The sequence below is a fragment of the Micromonospora sp. KC606 genome (genome assembly GCF_004348675.1).
Taxonomy (GTDB): Bacteria; Actinomycetota; Actinomycetes; order Mycobacteriales; family Micromonosporaceae; genus Micromonospora.
In genome coordinates, this window is sequence record NZ_SMKN01000001.1 from 1 (window position 1) to 17,025 (window position 17,025).

General features: G+C 67.6%; 24 protein-coding genes and 1 pseudogene. 15 read left to right on the forward strand and 10 right to left on the reverse strand.

The window, feature by feature from the left end; genetic code table 11:
- A pseudogene (locus E1193_RS31545) lies at window positions 1-565 on the forward strand (hypothetical protein); the annotation flags it as partial.
- A gap of 840 nt (window positions 566-1,405) precedes the next feature.
- Here the strand turns inward: E1193_RS31545 and E1193_RS32310 are convergent.
- The 3 genes from E1193_RS32310 to E1193_RS00010 all read right to left on the reverse strand — a co-directional run bounded on the left by E1193_RS32310 (window position 1,406) and on the right by E1193_RS00010 (window position 3,236).
- Window positions 1,406-1,657, reverse strand: coding sequence for a hypothetical protein (locus E1193_RS32310; RefSeq protein WP_207922483.1), 252 nt, complete (start codon window positions 1,655-1,657; stop codon window positions 1,406-1,408).
- A complete protein-coding gene (locus E1193_RS32315) occupies window positions 1,654-2,259 on the reverse strand; it encodes a lantibiotic dehydratase (protein WP_347876997.1) in 606 nt (201 codons plus the stop codon). Before E1193_RS32315 ends, E1193_RS32310 begins: the two co-directional genes overlap by 4 nt.
- A gap of 503 nt (window positions 2,260-2,762) precedes the next feature.
- Window positions 2,763-3,236, reverse strand: a complete 474-nt coding sequence (locus E1193_RS00010; protein ID WP_132178957.1) for a MarR family transcriptional regulator — start codon at window positions 3,234-3,236, stop codon at window positions 2,763-2,765.
- Between the two features lie 48 nt (window positions 3,237-3,284).
- Between E1193_RS00010 and E1193_RS00015 the strand changes: the two genes are divergently transcribed.
- Both E1193_RS00015 and E1193_RS00020 read left to right on the forward strand, forming a co-directional pair.
- Window positions 3,285-3,749, forward strand: coding sequence for a hypothetical protein (locus E1193_RS00015; RefSeq protein ID WP_132178959.1), 465 nt, complete (start codon window positions 3,285-3,287; stop codon window positions 3,747-3,749).
- A 104-nt stretch (window positions 3,750-3,853) separates the two neighbouring features.
- Window positions 3,854-4,633 carry a transposase family protein gene (locus E1193_RS00020; protein ID WP_132179231.1) on the forward strand — a complete coding sequence of 260 codons (780 nt, stop codon included), beginning with the start codon at window positions 3,854-3,856 and terminating at the stop codon, window positions 4,631-4,633.
- 107 nt (window positions 4,634-4,740) lie between these two features.
- Here the strand turns inward: E1193_RS00020 and E1193_RS31555 are convergent, their stop codons facing one another.
- Both E1193_RS31555 and E1193_RS00025 read right to left on the reverse strand, forming a co-directional pair.
- On the reverse strand, window positions 4,741-4,908 hold the full coding sequence (locus E1193_RS31555) for a Scr1 family TA system antitoxin-like transcriptional regulator (RefSeq protein ID WP_165945538.1): 168 nt from the start codon (window positions 4,906-4,908) through the stop codon (window positions 4,741-4,743).
- 30 nt (window positions 4,909-4,938) lie between these two features.
- Window positions 4,939-5,460 (reverse strand): hypothetical protein, encoded by a 522-nt coding sequence (locus E1193_RS00025; RefSeq protein WP_132178961.1) that lies wholly within the window; start codon window positions 5,458-5,460, stop codon window positions 4,939-4,941.
- A gap of 69 nt (window positions 5,461-5,529) precedes the next feature.
- Here E1193_RS00025 and E1193_RS00030 point away from each other — a divergent pair, with 69 nt between their 5' ends.
- From E1193_RS00030 to E1193_RS00040, 4 genes are all read left to right on the forward strand, one after another.
- Complete coding sequence (locus tag E1193_RS00030) at window positions 5,530-6,735, forward strand: MFS transporter (protein WP_132178963.1); 1,206 nt, start codon at window positions 5,530-5,532, stop codon at window positions 6,733-6,735.
- 553 nt (window positions 6,736-7,288) lie between these two features.
- Window positions 7,289-7,432 (forward strand): hypothetical protein, encoded by a 144-nt coding sequence (locus E1193_RS31560; RefSeq protein ID WP_165945539.1) that lies wholly within the window; start codon window positions 7,289-7,291, stop codon window positions 7,430-7,432.
- A 212-nt stretch (window positions 7,433-7,644) separates the two neighbouring features.
- Window positions 7,645-8,484 (forward strand): helix-turn-helix domain-containing protein, encoded by an 840-nt coding sequence (locus E1193_RS00035; RefSeq protein ID WP_243707168.1) that lies wholly within the window; start codon window positions 7,645-7,647, stop codon window positions 8,482-8,484.
- Window positions 8,485-8,550: 66 nt separating this feature from the next.
- Complete coding sequence (locus E1193_RS00040) at window positions 8,551-9,132, forward strand: dihydrofolate reductase family protein (protein WP_132178967.1); 582 nt, start codon at window positions 8,551-8,553, stop codon at window positions 9,130-9,132.
- A gap of 150 nt (window positions 9,133-9,282) precedes the next feature.
- Here the strand turns inward: E1193_RS00040 and E1193_RS32320 are convergent, their stop codons facing one another.
- A complete protein-coding gene (locus E1193_RS32320) occupies window positions 9,283-9,717 on the reverse strand; it encodes a hypothetical protein (RefSeq protein WP_207922484.1) in 435 nt (144 codons plus the stop codon).
- Between E1193_RS32320 and E1193_RS00055 the strand changes: the two genes are divergently transcribed.
- The gene (locus E1193_RS00055) at window positions 9,716-10,657 is read left to right on the forward strand and encodes a methyltransferase domain-containing protein (RefSeq protein WP_243707169.1); all 942 of its coding nucleotides are present in this window, start codon (window positions 9,716-9,718) and stop codon (window positions 10,655-10,657) included. The genes E1193_RS32320 and E1193_RS00055 overlap by 2 nt on opposite strands.
- A 148-nt stretch (window positions 10,658-10,805) precedes the next feature.
- On the forward strand, window positions 10,806-11,276 hold the full coding sequence (locus E1193_RS00060) for an SAM-dependent methyltransferase (RefSeq protein ID WP_132178969.1): 471 nt from the start codon (window positions 10,806-10,808) through the stop codon (window positions 11,274-11,276).
- A gap of 48 nt (window positions 11,277-11,324) precedes the next feature.
- Here the strand turns inward: E1193_RS00060 and E1193_RS00065 are convergent, their stop codons facing one another.
- Entirely contained in the window at window positions 11,325-11,855 is a 531-nt protein-coding gene (locus E1193_RS00065) for a hypothetical protein (protein ID WP_132178971.1), read from the reverse strand.
- 111 nt (window positions 11,856-11,966) lie between these two features.
- On the opposite strand from E1193_RS00065, the gene E1193_RS00070 reads away from it, so the two are divergent.
- Both E1193_RS00070 and E1193_RS00075 read left to right on the forward strand, forming a co-directional pair.
- Complete coding sequence (locus E1193_RS00070; RefSeq protein WP_132178973.1) at window positions 11,967-12,239, forward strand: hypothetical protein; 273 nt, start codon at window positions 11,967-11,969, stop codon at window positions 12,237-12,239.
- Window positions 12,236-12,616: a hypothetical protein gene (locus tag E1193_RS00075; protein WP_132178975.1), complete on the forward strand. Its 381-nt coding sequence runs from the start codon at window positions 12,236-12,238 to the stop codon at window positions 12,614-12,616. Before E1193_RS00070 ends, E1193_RS00075 begins: the two co-directional genes overlap by 4 nt.
- Here E1193_RS00075 and E1193_RS00080 read toward each other — a convergent pair.
- Together E1193_RS00080 and E1193_RS00085 are read right to left on the reverse strand one after the other, a co-directional pair.
- On the reverse strand, window positions 12,557-13,531 hold the full coding sequence (locus E1193_RS00080) for a hypothetical protein (RefSeq protein WP_132178977.1): 975 nt from the start codon (window positions 13,529-13,531) through the stop codon (window positions 12,557-12,559). The two genes, E1193_RS00075 and E1193_RS00080, sit on opposite strands and share 60 nt — an antisense overlap.
- Window positions 13,532-13,842: 311 nt before the next feature.
- Window positions 13,843-14,310 carry a hypothetical protein gene (locus tag E1193_RS00085; protein WP_132178979.1) on the reverse strand — a complete coding sequence of 156 codons (468 nt, stop codon included), beginning with the start codon at window positions 14,308-14,310 and terminating at the stop codon, window positions 13,843-13,845.
- 66 nt (window positions 14,311-14,376) lie between these two features.
- Between E1193_RS00085 and E1193_RS00090 the strand changes: the two genes are divergently transcribed.
- The 4 genes from E1193_RS00090 (at window position 14,377) to E1193_RS00100 (ending at window position 16,532) form a co-directional block, all read left to right on the forward strand.
- Window positions 14,377-14,940, forward strand: a complete 564-nt coding sequence (locus tag E1193_RS00090) for a sigma-70 family RNA polymerase sigma factor (protein WP_243707170.1) — start codon at window positions 14,377-14,379, stop codon at window positions 14,938-14,940.
- A 71-nt stretch (window positions 14,941-15,011) separates the two neighbouring features.
- Entirely contained in the window at window positions 15,012-15,407 is a 396-nt protein-coding gene (locus E1193_RS00095) for a hypothetical protein (RefSeq protein ID WP_132178981.1), read from the forward strand.
- A gap of 65 nt (window positions 15,408-15,472) precedes the next feature.
- The gene (locus tag E1193_RS31565; RefSeq protein ID WP_165945541.1) at window positions 15,473-15,619 is read left to right on the forward strand and encodes a hypothetical protein; all 147 of its coding nucleotides are present in this window, start codon (window positions 15,473-15,475) and stop codon (window positions 15,617-15,619) included.
- 307 nt (window positions 15,620-15,926) lie between these two features.
- Window positions 15,927-16,532, forward strand: a complete 606-nt coding sequence (locus E1193_RS00100) for a YdeI/OmpD-associated family protein (protein ID WP_132178983.1) — start codon at window positions 15,927-15,929, stop codon at window positions 16,530-16,532.
- 76 nt (window positions 16,533-16,608) lie between these two features.
- Here the strand turns inward: E1193_RS00100 and E1193_RS31570 are convergent, their stop codons facing one another.
- Window positions 16,609-16,839, reverse strand: coding sequence for an integrase core domain-containing protein (locus tag E1193_RS31570; protein WP_165945542.1), 231 nt, complete (start codon window positions 16,837-16,839; stop codon window positions 16,609-16,611).
- Window positions 16,840-17,025: the final 186 nt, after the last annotated feature.

Below are 17,025 nucleotides of genomic sequence, written 5' to 3' on the forward strand. Positions count from 1 at the left end.
GCGCCTGTACGCGCTGGTGGTCATGGAGATGTCCACCCGACGAGTCCACCTCCTCGGCATCACCGCGCACCCCACCGGGCAATGGCTCGCCCAGCAGGCCCGTAACCTCGCTATGAAGCTGGGCGAGCGTGCCAACCAGTCCCGGTTTCTCGTCCGCGACCGCGACCGCAAGTACACCGCCGCCTTCGACCACGTCTTCGCCGCCGAAGGCATCACCGTGGTCAAGACCCCACCCCGCACGCCGCGGGCCAACTGCTTCATCGAACGCTGGGGCCGCAGCCTCCACGACGAATGCATCGACCACGTGTTGATCTACAACGTTGCCCCCGACCCCAGCGGCATCCGCTCACCAGGTCCATGCCTCCGCTGGCCCGCGGCCCGCAGCGACGCGCGATCCCGCGGCATGAGAGTGTTCCTGATCTTGAATGCACCAGCCACCAGCCACCAGCCACCAGCCACCAGCCACCAGCCACCAGCCAGCCTAAACCCGCCCTCCCAGCGGCGTCTTGACATGAAGGGGTGCCATGAGAGTGCGCCGGAGCAGGACTCGCATAAGCGGATTTAGTTGCTGAGCGGTCCGGTAAGCCTTCCTCCCGAGAGTCGGCAGTGTTGCATGAGACCACGGTTTCTCGTTGGAGAGACCGTGGTCTGCGCACGTGCGGTTTTGCCGGTGTCAACCCGTTCGTTCGCTTATCCGGCGATGATGAGCAGGGGCGGTCTGGGCTTGGCTTCCTCAGCGTCACTGATGGAAGCGAAGCTGATGAGCAGGGTGACACTCGCGGCCAGGACCAGCAGGCGTTTCATACATCTCCTCCGAATCGTTCACGGCGCCACCGACCCTACATAAGGAATCGACGGACGCAACATCGACCGTTCGGACTCGACTGAAGGGCCCTCTCGAATCAGTTGCGCCGCCCCGGCCCGAGCAGCAAGGTCGCCCGCACGCCGATCAGCCGTCCGCACGCTACGCCAACGGTAGCCTGCGGGGGCACCGCGACTCCGGCAGCAACGTCGCCGTTGCGCGGAATGGCTCAGTGATGCTCGTAGGGCTCGGATCGCGGCATGACAGTGAGCCGGGATGCGCCGTGTCGATCAACCAACATGTCCCGCACCGGTAATCTGTCCGGATGAGCCGTGACTTCGCGTTGATCCTGCGTGGTCTCGTGGCAAACCGTCGTCTGACTCCACGAGTGATAAGCCGTGCCTCTGGCCTCGCTGAATCGACGATCCGGTAACTTCTCAGTGGTGCTATCCCGCCAAGAGTGGAAGTTCTCCAGGACATCTCAGATCGGGCGAACCTGACAGGAGCGTGCTCGACAGCCGTGACGCACCGAACGCGCGCACGATCGGCGGCATGGCCCATGAAGTTGACGGCGCCACACGCGCACTAATTTCGGAGCGGCCTTCAGTTCCTCAGCAACTGCAACTCTTCGCCCCAGCCATCGATTATGGGTTTGAGGACTGGTTCGGCGCGTCCGCTGTCGAACGCGCCGCACAGCGTTTCGATCCGCTCGGAAGTTGTTCGAATCGCTGAAGGGTCGCCATCCAGGGTGGCCGGCAGCAATGCCAGCAATTCCTCGGCGCGCCAGTGCAGAGACGGGTGCCGGCGGAGTTCCCATGGGCTGCCAGGCAGTCGGCGCCAGTTGCCGGACGTCATCGGTAGGATCGGGCCGCCACGCTCTGACTGTGGACGTCCACATATGCCCAGCGGGTGACACCGTCCGAGCCGTGGGCCCGCATGACGGTGCCTTCCTCGTCGAGGTCTTCGTAACGCCACCTTCGGGCTTGTCCACCTGCTGCTCCAGCCGATCGACTACGGCCGTAAGCCATTCGCTGTCGACCCGCGCCACCGCGCGGTGCCGTCGCCCGACCTCCACGCTGCCCGCGCGCGCTCCTGCGTGCCGTTCTCTGCCGGTCGCTTCCGGTACCAGCGATCGTGACGCCGGCGAACAAACCGAACGGCGTTGCCCGGCGCTGCCACCGCAGCAGATAGCCGGCGACGGAGATGACGGCCCGGCGAACAACCTTGGCCGTCGCCGTGTCGGGGCCTGCGCTGATGCGGTCGAGCTGTCCTGCCAAGCTGGGGCTCGCCAGGGCGAGAGCATCACGGACGTCAGCGCGAGCCCACGTCCTCATCAGCCACGTCAGACCCTCACCCAGCACCGCAGTGTCGCTGGCCTGGCAACGGCCTGATCTTCTGGTGAACGTCACCGCGAACGTCCCTCGCTCCTGCTGCCAAACGGTGGGCCTCGGAGCCATCTCCGCCGTGAGTCCCACACACCGTGGAGCGGGCCAGGGGCCAGGGTGACAAGGTGGAGCGCCCTACCGGACGAACGACCTTGGCACCCTGGCCCCTGGTCTGCTCGGCTCTGCCTGGGACTCATGGTGGAGATGGCGACCCGCGCAACCACCGACTACCGCACCGTCCAGACGGGCTTCGCCCCATATCTGTCGTAGATCCCCGCCCGGAGGGCAAACAGCTCTTTGCAGTCCGCCAGCGTGGCCGGCCGGCGCGGCCCGCTTCGCGGGCCGCCTTGATCCTTAAAGAGGTCAATTCGGCAACGCCACGTGCGTCCCCACCTGACGTTGCCTACGCGGTCTGGGATGGCTGGGCGTTCGACCACTCGGGCTGGGATCGCGAGCCGGAATGCTGGCGGCTAACACAGACATCGGAGGCCGCCCGCTGGAGCGCGTCAAGATCGTGGACCCGTGCTGGTCGCCGTCATCAACGAGTGGCTGTGATCATCGCGCTCGCCACGGGCCTAGTCGGCGCTGGGGACCATCTCGGCGAACGAGGTCACGAACGCGGTGATGAGGCGGGCGAACGCGGACCGGTCGGCGTCCGACCAGTCCGCCATCACCCGGGCGAAGATCTCCTGCCGAAACCGGTGCGTCCGGTCGAGCTGTTCCCGCCCGCGGTCGGTCAGGGTGAGCAGCGAGCGCCGGGCGTCGGACGGATCGGTCCGGCGATCCAGCCACCCCTCCTCGACGGCACGGAGCACCAGCCTGCTCGCCCTCGGCTGGTCCACGCCGAGCGCGGTGGCGACGTCCGTGACGGCACACGGCTTGTCGCGGTCCTCGATGACGTCCAGCACGCTGAACAGCGTGGGGTCGAACGGCTTGCCGCCGTCGGGCGGTGCCAACCGACCCAGCGATCGGCGGGTCTGGCTGCGGCGAATCGCCACCATTGCCCGTTCGACGGCAGCGATCGCCTCGTCTTGTTCCCTCTTCAACATGCATGCTATGTTACACCCAATGTAAAAATACATTCATTGGAGATTGTCGTGACCGACCTGACTCAGCTACCCAACGTCCGCGAACAGCGGCCGCTCGGCTACTGGTTGAGGTACATCGATGGCGCCATCGAGGAGAGCCTTGGGCGGCTGTTCGCCGCGGACGGCCTGAACCGGCGGGGGTGGCAGGTGCTGAACACCATCTCGTACGACCCGATTACCATCGCCAAACTCGACGAGACCATGGCGGCATTCCTGTCCGTCGACGAGCCGACCATGCGCCCGTACGTCGACCGTTTCGTCGAGTGGGGCTGGGCGCACGTGGCAGACGACGGCGCCGTGGCGCTGACCGACGAGGGCCGACAAGCACACCAGCGGGTTTCCGAGCAGTCCGGGGCCCTGAGGGTGCGGATGATGGAGTGCCTGTCGTCTGAGGAGCACGAGGCGTTGATGGAGCTGCTCCAGCGGCTCGCCACCCACCTTGACGCCCTGGCGGCCGAAACACTCCCGCAGTAGTCGTCGGCGCACTTCTCTCTGCGAGATGGTGGCTATCCACCTGGACAATCACCCTAAGGGACGTCTCGTAACTCGGTGAGTGGTCCATGGTGGATCATGTCGGGGTGCAGGTGATCTCGGCGTCCCGCCAGGAGTGGATCTTCACGTTCACCGGGCTGCAGCCCGCCCAGTTCCGCAGGCTGGTCCGTCTGGTCGCCGAGCGTGGCGGGAATGCGATCGCTGACGGCCGGCCGGGCCGGCAGTGGTCTCTCGACCTCGCCGATCGGGTGTTGCTGGTCGCCGCGTACTGGCGCACGAACCTGACCATGCGGCAGATCGGTCCGCTGTTCGGGGTGTCGCACTCCGCCGCGCACCGGGTCATCGACACCCTCGGCCCGATGCTCGCCCTGGCCCCGGTACACCGGCGTCAGGTCGACCAGCTCACGATCGTCGACGGCACCCTGGTCCCGACCCGCGACCACCGGCTGGCCGCACCGAGCAAGAACTACCGCTACAGCACGAACCTGCAGGTCGCCATCGACGCCCACACCCGCCTCGTGGTGGCCCTGGGTGACCCGCAACCCGGCAACCGCAACGACACCATCGTCTACCGCACCAGCGGCACCGACCAGAAACTCGCCGGACGGCCGGTCATGGCCGACGGCGCCTACCGCGGCAACCCCGACGTCATCATCCCGTACCGCAAACCCACCGACGGCAGCGAACTACCCGACTGGAAAGCCGACCTCAACAAGCAACACCGCAGGGTCCGAGCCCAGGTCGAACACGCCCTGGCCCGCATGAAAACCGTCAAGATCCTGCGGGCCTACCGGCGAGCCGCCCACACATTGGCCGACACCGCTCCCGGCATCGCCCACCTCCACAACATCATCCTCGCCGGATGACGCCGACGCCGCTGGAAGGCAACGCCTTCACCGAGTTACGAGACATCCTTTAGGGTGCTCGTTGCGGCCGTCCAAAATCGACTGGGACCAGCACTTTCGCAACACTTCTAGTTCTTGAGGTCCTGGGCAGCGCGGACGATGAGTCTGCGGGCGTCTTCTCCGGTGACGGCTTCGTTCCAGAGTCGTTCGATGGCCTTGGCGTAGGCGGCGGCTTCGTCGTCGCGGTGGGTGGTTTCGCCGACGAGGGTTTCAACGATGGCGACGTCGTCGTACATCTGGAAGGAGTTCTGCGGTGTGGTGGCGAGTTAAGGTACTTGTGGTACGGAACGCACTCGTCCCTCCAGCGTGAAGATCACATCGAGTAGCCATGGCACGGACTCGGCAGCGTCGAGGCGACGTTCCAGCGGACGCCCCTCGCGATGGTACTTGAGGGCGCGATAGGCGTAGTTGAGCCAGCCATCAAGTCTGACATGCCGGACGAGGATCGATTCCGCTTCGTCGGCCGTGACCGTGGCTTGACGACGCAGTGTCGACGCCAGCCGCCCTTCGGTTCGGTCGAACAGCACCGGGGCCCACGCGAACGCCCGTTCGGAACCACCAACAACGACGAACTGTTCGGGCGGAGCACGTAATTTCCGCCGCCGATCGAGCGAGAGGGGTGAGTGCCGAGCAGGAAAGTTCTGCAGGGCCGGGTTCGTTCCGGCTATCCTGCCTCGATAGTCGATCCACAGTTGGGAGTTGGCATGCGCCTCCTCAAGGTCACGGTCACCGCTTCGCCGCGAGAGCACACCGCGCGTTAGTCGGTCCACCGTCGGGCTCTCGCCCACGGTGTGGTGCTCCTCGCCGCGAAGCGGTCGCTCACGCGACGACCGTTTCCCCTTGCTCGAGGAGCTGTTTTGCGTGCCCTTGTCTCCGCGCGTCTCGGCGCGAACTTCACCAAACTCTGGACCGCCTCGGCCGTCTCCAACATCGGTGACGGAGTCACCATGGCAGCCGGCCCGCTGCTGACCGCCTCCATCACCACCGACCCAGCGCTCATCGGCGGCGCCGTCTTCGTCCAACAACTACCCTGGCTACTGTTCTCCCTGATCAGCGGCGCCTACGTCGACCGGCTCGACCGCCGCAACCTGGTTGTCACCGTCAACACACTGCGCGCGGTGACGCTCGCCGCGTTGACCGTCGCCGTCGCTACCGACACCGTCACGGTCGCTGTGGTCTACGCGGTGTTCTTCCTCCTCGGTACCGGGGAAACCCTGGCCGACACCGCCTCCGGCGCGTTCCTGCCCGCCATCGTGGCACCGGACCGGCTGGCCACCGCCAACGCCCGGTTGATGGCGACCTTCACCATCGCCAACCAGTTCGTTGCCAAGCCGCTGGGTGCGTGGCTGTTCGTGATCGCCGCCGCCGTGCCATTCGGCGTCAACGCGCTGACCTTCGCCGTGGCCGCAGCGCTGGTAGCCACGATCAGACCAATCCCCGCGCTCCCGCCCACACCACGCAGGAGCCTGCACGCGGAGATCGCCGACGGTGTCCGCTGGCTCTGGGAACACCGGCTGCTGCGCACGCTCGCCGTGAGCATGGGGCTGGCGAACGTCGCGTTCTGCACCGCCTTCGCCACCCTGGTCCTCTACGCCCGGCAACGGCTGGGCCTATCCGACGTCGGCTACGGCTTCCTGCTGACCACCTTCGCCGTCGGCGGGCTGCTCGGCACCGCGCTCGCGCCGAGGCTGCAAACGACTTTCGGGGCGGGCACACTGCTCCGCGCCGGCCTCGTCGTCGAGGTCATCACCCACACCACCCTGGCGATCACCACGACACCGCTCATCGCCGCCGCCATCCTGATCGTCTTCGGGATACACACCATGGTCTGGGGCGTCATCGTGGTGACCCTGCGCCAACGCGTCGTGCCCCAGAAGCTGCTCGGCCGGGTCGGCAGCGTCTACTCGCTACTCGATCTCGGCGGCGCGGCCATCGGTTTACTCCTCGGCGGCACCCTCGCCCGCGCCTGGGGGCTCACCACACCATTCTGGATCGCCGCCGCCGTGACGGCACTCATCGCCACCGCCGCCTGGCGACCGCTGCGTCAGGCATCAACCGGCTGACGCACTCGACGGGTTTCGGCTGGCCGATCGCCTACACGCCGGGCGGAACCCGCGCGGCAATGCGATCTGCGCTTCGCACTCATCGACCCATCACGGCGGACAGCCGACGGCTTCGCTGTCGACGCGACCTACCAGACAGGTACACCAATGGCAGACTTCGCGACATTGGCGGACCTCATCCGTCATGCACTGCACCGCAACGAACTCCAGCGCGCCGTCCTCAGCGGAGCCGCGCACGGCACACACAGTCTGTGGCGTCGCGTCATCGTGCGGAAAGCCGCGCTCCGGCACGCGGCGCTAACGCAGGTCAGTTGGCCGTGACACCGCTACCGACGATGTACCCGCGCTCGCTGTCCACCACGACGTGAACCACGTACTCGCATCACCGCGCTGTCACCACGACCTACAGCGACAGCTACGGCGTTCCGAACGATGCCTCCGGCCTTCCGCGACCTCACCCGCGACGGGATCGTTAAGGAGCAGTTGGGTGGCGTCATCACCGACGCGCTGCGCGCATCGCTGTTGCGGGTCGTCGGCTACACCGCTGACGGATATGGCCCAGCTCTCGCCCTACCTGACCTCCCAGATCCTCCGGTTCGGCGCCTACGCAACCGACGAACTCCACATCCCGCCGGGCGTGTTCGACCCCGCGCGGGACGAGGTCGACTTTCGCGGCGAACAGCCCGCGGCCGCGTAGCAGGGCACGATCACGCAGCAGAGGGTGCCCTCCCCCATGCAGCGCGACACTGGAGAGCCGAGAATTCTCCATCGCTCACGCAGCGACGTATCCCACGCAAATGTCTGCGGCCGAGCGCTCGTCCGGGATCGGCGCCGGCTCGATGCTGGCGGCAGCGCGACTGGAACCATCCCGGCGCTTGATGCCGGCGGGGCATCGGCGATGCTGTGGGCGTGGAGTACGTGTCCAGAGTGCCGCGACCGCCGCTGGACGGGCTTGTCGACGACCTTTACTACCTGGAGGGTGCGTCGCCGTACGCCCGGCTGACGCTGCCGCCGATGCCGGGGGCGTTGCTCATCGTCAACCTCGGGGCGCCGTTCCGCATCCGCGCCGGCACCGACATCGAGTCGGCCGAGTTCGCCGACGGCTGCGTGGTCACCATGCCCACCCGCGCGTTGGAGTTCGGCTACCCACTCCGGACCCGGTCCGTCGGCGTGCACTTCAAGCCGTGGGGGCTGGCACCGTTCCTGCCGATGCCCGCAGCCGAGCTGTGTGACCGGCCGGTGACGGTGGAGCAGGTCTGGGGCCGGCCCGCCATTGCTGAGCTGCGAGACCGGCTGGCCACGGCGAACGGACCGCACGAGATGCTGACGCTGCTTGAAAAGGAGCTAACACGACGGCTGTGCGAGACCGCTGGCCTGGGACTGGTCCGTCATACGAGCAGCGTCATCGCGGCGACCAGCGGGGCGGTGGCGATCGGCGACCTGAGGGTGGCAGCCGGTGTCAGCAGCACTCATCTGGCACAGCGGTTCAAGGAGCTCATCGGCGTCACGCCGAAGCGGCTGGCCCGCACCTACCGCTTCGCCGCCACCGTGTTCGCGATCAACCCCGCCGGACCGATCGACTGGGGCGACCTCGCCGGTCGCGCAGGCTACTTCGACCAGGCCCACTTCGGCCACGAGTTCCGAGCGTTCACCGGGCTCACGCCGACCCGGTACGTCGAAGTCCGGCGGCGGTTCCTGCGCGAGCATCCCGGGCACGTGCTGGACAGTTGGCCGCTGCCGGCCGATTGATTTCTTACAAGAGCGACAGCTCACGACACACTAATTTGGGGGCATCCCAAAGCAGAGGAGCGCCCCATGGGCAAGGTGGTCATGTACAGCTCGGTGTCGGTGGACGGCTTTGTCGCGGACGAAGATGACCAGCCCGGACCTCTGTTCGACTGGTTGTCCAGCGGTGACGTCCCGTTGGACGAGAGCGGCGAGGTAAAGGTGTCGCAGACGTCCTACGACTACACCCGGACGTACTGGGACCAGATCGGGGCGACAATCGTCGGCCGCCACGTCTTCGACATGACGGACGGCTGGGGCGGAAAGCCTCCGGGCGGGGTCGACCACGTGGTCGTCGTGACGCACCGGCCGGAGCCTGAGGGCTGGGACCCCGAGGCGCCGTTCCACTTCGTCGACGGCGTCGAGGCAGCCGTGGCCAAGGCGCAGGAGCTTGCGGGTGACCGCATCGTCGAGGTCGCCGCTGGCGAGGTCGGTGGCCAGGTGCTTGCCGCAGGCCTGGTCGACGAGGTGCGCATGGACGTCGTACCCGTCGTGTTCGGGTCCGGCAAGCGCTACTTCGGGTCCGTCCACGCGCAGCACCTGTTGGAGGATCCTAACGTGGTGATTCAGGGCAACCGGGTGCTTCACCTGCGCTATCGGGTGCGCCGCTGACCGATCCGAGCGGGTACGCGAAGAAGTCCACGACGATCGGTGACACAAGATCGGGCCTCGGGCTGCGTCTCCGCCTCGCTGTCCCTGGTCGGGCCGCCGACGCCGATTCGCCCCAGCACCTCACCTGCGGCAACTTGCCCTCGGGCACCCTTAGGAAAGCAATCGCGGGGCCCCGATGATCTGTGTCGACGATGAACGCGTTATCGGGCTTCTCGAAGCCAGATTTTTTGCCATAGCCGAGGGCCAGCGTCCAGAAAGCAGCGCTTCGCTGCGGATCCTAGGCATCGCGTCCAAGGTCTTAAAAGTCGCCCTGACGCCTACGTTCGGGGGGCTGCGGCCCGCAGTCGTCGGCGAAGCCGTGAGCGTCGGCAATGTCCCGAAGGCCATGTACGCGGCGAGGATGTAGTTGGGGTGCCGGTCGAGGTTCTTGCGGGCGCGGTCGTAGCGCATGGTGGTTCGCGGGTCGGCGTGGCGGGCGGCAATTTTGCATGTCACGAAGGCTGAGGCCAGCGCGCCGGTCGCTGCGACACCGACCACGCTGGGCATCGACACCGACGCGATGGAGGGCCGCGCGGTGTTCGGCATGCTGTCGGTCCTGTCCGAGCTGCAGCGCGAGCTGACAGCGGCCAACACGATGGACGACTTGGCCTCCGCCCGCGCCCGCGGCCGGGTCGGCGGAAGCCGGCCCAAGCTCACCGCCGACCAGGCCGCCCTCGCCCAGCAGCTGGACGACACGCGTGACAAGACCGTCCAGCAGATCGCGGACTTGTTCGGGTTGCCGCACTCGACGGTGTACGGGCATCTGAAGGGCGAAACTGTGCCCTGCCAGCCAAAAAAACCCTGGAAAGGGCGTAGTCGGGACGGGGCCGAAGTTTTGTTTGTCGTGGTCGACGTACCGGCCTCAACGCAGCGAGACCCGGAGGAGGAATCCGTCCACCGCGCACTGGAGGGCTACTACCGCACCGGCAAGCCACCGTGGGACACCGGCGTGACGCCGCCCGAGCTGGTCGACCTGGTAGAGGGGCACGGCGCGCTGCCGCCCGGCCGCGTCCTCGAACTCGGCTGCGGCACGGGGACCAACGCCACCTACCTCGCACGGCACGGCTGGGAGGTGGCGGCCGTCGACCTGATCGACCGCGCCGTCGACCAGGCCAGGAAGAAGGCGGCGGCGGCGGGAGTGGCGGTACGGCTGCTGCACGGAGACGCCACCCGCCTCGACGAGCTGGATGTGCCGGGTCCCTTCGACCTGTTCTTCGACCTGAGCTGCTACTGCGGGGTCCCGCTGCACCGCCGCGACGCCTACGCCGCCGGGCTCACCCACCGCGCCGCTCCCGGAGCACGGTTGCTGATGTTCGGATACGGCCCCGAGCCGCTCGGCAATCCGATCCCCGAGGTCACGTCGTGGGCGGCGGGCGTCACAGCCGACGAGCTCCGCGCCAGGTTCCCCGGCTGGGAACTACTCGACGTCACACCGGGCACCAACTCGGTGCCGACCTTCTGGTTCACGCTGCGCCGCGATGCCTAACAATCTCCCGGTCGCGGTTTTCGCGGCCGGGGCTCCAGCGGCTGAACCCCGAATCACCTGAACGGCGAATCCGTGCTGTTCAACCGGCTCGAACACCCTCGCCAAACACCGCGGTGCCCTCGGGAGCTACTAGAACGTGGAGATCACCATGACAACCGACACCGTGACCCTGCGACCAGTCGGCCGGGTGGTGGGCGGTCGCAGCGAGATACTCGAAGACGACTGGCACGACGTTCGAGCCGTGATCCGGCTGGACGGTGATACTTTCACCGCCTCAGCCGTGCTCGGCCTGGAGGGCTTCTCCCACCTGGAGGTCGTCTTCCTTTTCGATCGGATCGACCCAGCCAAGGCACCCACCGATCCCCGTCCCCCACGAGGGAACCCGAGCGCGGCCCCGTTAGGGATCTTCGCCCACCGGGGGCCATACCGTCCCAACCGAATTGGTGTCTCCCGCTGCCGACTCCTCGCCGTGGACGGCCTGGACCTGCACGTCGCCGACCTCGACGCGCTGTCATGCACCCCCATCCTGGACATCAAGCCGTACCTGATCGAGTTCGCCCCCCGCCATCCGGTCACCCAACCGACCAGGGCCACCGAGCTCATGAGCTCCTACTACTGAGGTTGTGGTGACGCGCACGGTCGGCGGCTAGAAGAGGATGTCCGCGGGTTAGTTGCGGCTGGCGTACAGGTACACCGTGACCACGTCGGGTGCGTCGAGGTTGAACAGGACCGACCGGCCCGTGCCGTCGGCGGTGGGTTGCTCCTCGACGACGCCGGAGACGGTCCAGGCGGCTTCGGGGTCCCACAGGTTGCCGCCGCCGACGTTGTGTCTCGCATCGACTGCCCGAACCCCTGGTGCCGGAGCCGCCGTGAACTTTGCCTCGGCGATGAAGGCGTCGAGCGCAGTACGGGGGATGCGGAATTTCGCCGAAAGCTGGGTTTCCAGGCCGTTGCTGTAGGCGGCGGACAGCAGCACGGTTCCGGGAGGCAGGGTCACGTGAGCGACGGCTTCCACCTGAGCCGCGCTGGCGACCTGCGGCCCGGACTGCACCGGCAGCGGATCTAGCTCGTTGCCGAATACCAGCCCGGCCACACCGCACGCGATCACCGACAGCACCAAGCTGACGCACGCCAGTACGAATACGCTGTTGCTGCGCCGATTGCGGGTCGTCCGCGCAGCAGTCTCGATCATGGTCAACACGATAGGGTGCGCACGCACGTCGGCCGAGTGGGCTCATCGTTGCGGCACGTAGCGCGCGGATCGCCGCCGACCGGGAGGTCAGACGCACGCCTTCGGCCAGCTCGGGCAATGCTCCCCCTGGCTCACCGAAACCGGGTCGTGGACCGGCTCACCGACCTCGGCGAGACGATGACCCACATCGGGGTCGCCAGCCTGCTCAAGGCCGGCGGAAACCCGTCCCCCGGCCTCGCGCTGGCCCGGCTCGTGAACCGCGACGCCGGCGACGACCATCCCGGCGACCCCGTCGCCGACCGGCCGGCCCGGCGCCGCATCACCTTGCTGGCACGCGGCGCCGGTCACACGGTCCCACAGCCGACCGGCCGGCGCCGACCGCGCTGGTGAAATCCGCGCGGTGGCTCGCCGGGCATGCCGCCTTCACTGCCACCGCCACGAGTTTGCTGGTCGACCTCGGACGGCTGGACAACCTCGACGAGATCGCCGACTTGTGTGCGGGCCGGCCCGTCCTCGCGGTCCGCACCGCCGAGCACGTCGCCGACCGGCTGCGCAGCCTCCGTGAGTGGCCCGCCCCGGCCGTCCTGACCGCCACCATCGCCCGGCTGGCGCACCACGGCGACCTCGCCGGCGGGCTCTTCGCCGTGGCGCTGATCCGAACGGAGCCCGGCTTCTGGAAGACACCGTGGCGGGACCTGCTGATCGGGCTACGCCGGCACTCCGTCCCCGACGTACGCGACGAGGCTTACACCATCGACATGAGCTGAACGCCTCGCTGACGACCGGACGTCCACCGGCGAGCCTGCCTGATTGCGATGCCCGGCATCGCCGTCGCCCGGCCAACGGTCGTCGAGTGGATCCCAGTGGTGGGCGTAGCGCAGCAGGGATTGCGCCAGGTGGGGATGACTGGCCGCCCATCTCGTATCGAACAGGTACCACTGCTGGTAGCCGAATGACTCGCCGCAGTGCATCGCCATCTGTGCCAGGTGCCCGGTGACACGCAGCAGCGAGGCATCCGATTGGCGGCGGTCGGTGAATTGGGCGGCATCGACCCGTTGGACAGCCTCGCGGTGGGCGGCGGCGTGCTCGTCGGGTAAGTCGGGCCAGGGAAGCCGGGCCATCGGTTGCAGCGGCCCAATGCCGGTCCGATGCTGTCCTCGCCGGAGGCGCTGAGCGCTCGCAGGACCCGAAGCTCGGGCGGCCACTGCCCGTCGGCGTCGGGTTGTGCGCCGCGCAGGTGTTGGGCGAGCGCGGGCAGGCCGACGCCGGGGAAACGCCAGTGTCGGCGCGACGGCCAGGCTCTGCCCATCGTAGAACGTGAGGAACACGGCGAACGTGGTGAACGTATCGGGTCCCGGTTCGGTCACCACGTTCACCGGCGCCTCGACAGCGAACGCCGCGCGGTGATCGGTTTCTTCCGGCAGTGGCCATGACGGATGCAGCAGGTACGTCAGCCGCTGCGGCGCCGCGGCCACGATGTGGTCGTCGAGGAAGAAGTAGGCCAGCTCCACCTCATCGTCGTCGGTGCGTACCCGCAGGCTGTGCTCATCGAGCCGGATGGAGTCTTCGTCGCCCTCGACGTAGAGATGCTCGTGCAGCAGCACGCGAAGCTGATCGGCCGTCTCGGGGCGGGGCAGCCGCTCCCGGCGGGCGGCTTCGAAGATCGAGTCCAGCCCGTACACGTCGCACCCGAGTTCGGTGGTGACCCACTCTGCGGGTTCGACATGGGCTGCCCAACCGCGCTGGAACCAGGCGAAGCACCGTCTGGTTCGGCAGCCGGACGACGTGCTTGCTCAGCAGGCCCTCGTAGTGGGAGCGGTACACGAAACGCATCCCCGCGACGGTACGGCATCGCTCTGCCCAGCCAGCCACCTCACGCACGCACCGACAGCTTGTCCGCTGCCCGCGCAAGCATCGGACGCCACGGCAACCGACCGGCGCGAAAGCGTTCTGCTCCGAAGATATGCGCTGATGGGCCGTGCGCGGACGCGGGTCAGTCTGGCTGGCCGTCGGTCAGTTGGATGTGCTGGAAGCCGGGGCCGAAGGTGGCGACGTGGTCCGCGGTGCCGTGGTGCGGCTTTGGCGGCGTGAGGCGGCCTTCGCTGACCGCAATGTCGTAGGCACCTCCGTAGGAGTACTCGGCGAGGATGCCGGTCACACGGTGCTGTTCCGCCCAGGCGAGTGCGGCCTGCGGCGTGTCGAACACCGCGGAGGAGAGTCCAAGTTGGTGCCGCTGCGTGATGGGTGTTTGCTGAGCCAGTTGTTCCCTCGGCATGCGGATTTGCCGAAGAGTGCGCACCCTCGTGCTGTCGGCCGGAGTTGATCGGCTGCGACGGATCTCTGACGACGTCATGGGTCGGGTGAGCCGTTGCGACAGGAGGACCCTGCGCGGCCGCCTTGTACTCTCCGGCCGGTCGACGCTGATCTGACGCTTCTGATGACTGGTCTGCAGCGAGGCCACGGGGGCATCCGGCCGTGCCGCGGGCGGGGGCCGTGAACCAGATCGGTCTCCCAGGCGACTGTCATTGTGCGGCAGGTCGACCGGATGGGAGGCGACGTGGATCGGGTCGGACGTGATGCGCTGCTGGTGGTGCGCGCGCAGCTCGGAGACCGGAGGGCGCTGGCCGAACTGGTCGGGCATTGGCACGACCCGGTGTGGCGGTATGTGCGGCGCATGCTCGACGGGCCGGGCCAGGCAGACGACGTGAGCCAGGACGTGTGGGCGGGTGCGCTGAAGGCGCTGCCACGTCTGCAACAGCCGGAGCGGTTCGCCCCGTGGCTGTTCACCATCGCCCGGCGTTCGGTGATGGACCACCTGCGGGAGAAGTACAGCCAGGCGGACCCAGTCGACGGCGACGGGGCCGGCGACGACGATGTTTCGGCCGTATTGAACCGGGCGCAGGTGGCCGAGGGCCTGGCTGGGTTGCCGGTCCGAGAACGCGAAGTGCTGATCTTGTTTTATCTCCATGACCTGGCATTGGAGGAGTGCGCGCAGGTGCTGCAGATTCCGCCGGGAACGGTCAAGTCCCGGTTGTTTCGGGCACGGCGACTGTTGCGTGACTCCCTGCTCGAGAAGGGGTACTCGTCATGACCGAACGACCTGGATACACCCCGGACCAAGTCGTACGCGCGATGTCACTGCCGCGCCGCGTCGGTGTCCTCGTGGCCGGACTGGGCGGCCTGGCCGGGTCCACCACCATCGGCCTGTTGTGGGCCACCGAGCCCAAGGCGTTGCCGGCGGGGACCCAGCTCGCCTTCGCTGCGATGATCCTCATTGGCGTGACCTGGGCGGGCTTCGCTGGTTGGGCGCTGGTCCGCCGCCCACTGTTCGCGGTGGATCGGGTGATCACAGGCTGGCTCGCGGCCATCTTCAGCACACTCACGACCGTCGGCACGGTCGCGATCGCAGTCACCCGCACGAGCACCGCCGGTGTCCTGGCCGCTGGGGGCCTGGGCCTGATCCTGATCGTCGTCTCGAGCACGATGCTGATCCGCGCCCGCGCCTACCGCGCGGCCCTGCTCGCCCGCAAGCGCGAACTGGAAGGCCACCAGTCGTAAGCGAGCACGCCATCGATGCTCAGCCAAGCCAGATCACAACTCACCACACCGCAGAGGGAGAAACCATGAACGCACGCAAGCCCGCCCCCATCGGCCCGCTGGCCCTGGCCCTGCGCCATCTTCGACCCGAGTCCGCCGGCCGCCATGTCGCCGTACTCGCCGCGGTCTTCGCCGTGGCCCTGCTGGCCGGTATCGCCCTACTCCTACGCTGATCACTGGCGGACAGCCACCAACTCAACGGTAGCGGCCATCTCCGACAACGACTCACTGGAGTGTCGTCGGGACGTCACCACTCGTCAGTGCCACGCTCGGAGCGTCACGATCCACGGCATCCGCATCTGCCGCAGACCGAGCGGTTGAGGTGCGCGGCTGGATCGCGGGCGTAGCCGGCTCGTACGGCGTCTGGCCGTCAGATCCTGCCCCGACGGTTCGCCGAGCGATCGGCTTCCCCGCAGTCCGGCGAGTCGGTCTGGGCCCACCGGCAGAGGCTGCGGCAACGGCGCGCGATAGCCTGCCCCCATGGCGAGCGTCGATCTGGATGAGTTGATCGTCGCAGACGTCGACGCGCTTCGCGCATGGTTGGCAGCCAACCACGCTACGTCGCCCGGCGTCTGGCTCGCCCTGACCAAGAAGGGCGGCACAGTTACCACCCTGACGTGGCAGCAGGCGGTCGACGAGGCCCTGTGCTTCGGCTGGATCGACGGGCAGGCCCGTAAACGGGATCAGGAAACCTCCTGGATTCGGTTCACCCCTCGCCGGCCCCGCAGTTCCTGGTCACAACGCAACGTCGCCCACGTGGCCCGGTTGGAGGCACAGGGACGAATGCTGCCCCCAGGTCGCGCCGCGGTGGAAGCCGCGAAGGCGGACGGGCGGTGGGCGGCGGCCTACGCCCCGCCGTCGGAAGCCGAGGTACCGGCCGACCTCCTTGCCGCCATCGCCGCCAATCCCGCCGCCCAGGCCATGTTCGACGTACTCACCAAGACCAACCGGTTCGCCCTCATCCACCGACTCAATGCCGTCAAACGGGCGCAGACCCGCGAGCGGAAGATCGGCGAGTTCGTCGCCATGCTGGCCCGCCACGAGACGATCTACCCGCAGAAGGTCAGGCCTCCGAATTCACTCTAATCGCCATCTTGAACCGCCCCGGGTTCCGTGGAGACTCTGATGTTCCCCGGGTTTCTCGGAGCCGTGTTGGTTGGCGTCAGGCTGCGGACAGGGCGATCGGGTGGAGCCTTTCATACTCGATCGGGGTGAGCATGCCGAGCGAGCTGTGGCGGCGTTGCCGGTTGTGGAAGATCTCCAGGTACTCGAAGATCGCGTTGGCCAGTTCGATGCGGGTGCGCCAGCGCCTGCGTTTGAGCAGTTCGGTCTGCATCCGGCCCCAGAAGGACTCGATCATGCCGTTGTCGTAGCAGTCGCCGATCGTTCCCATCGATGGGGCCAGGCCGGCTCGTCCAGCACGACCGCGCAGTACACCTTGCCTTCTCGGGTCGGGTGCTCGGTGATGTCGGTGACCCGCAACTGGTTCGCCGACGATCTGGCGAAGTCGCGGTTGACCAGATCACTGGCGGTCGGCTTCTGGTGCCCTGGCCGGGGCGGCGACTGCCCGGAAGGCCGC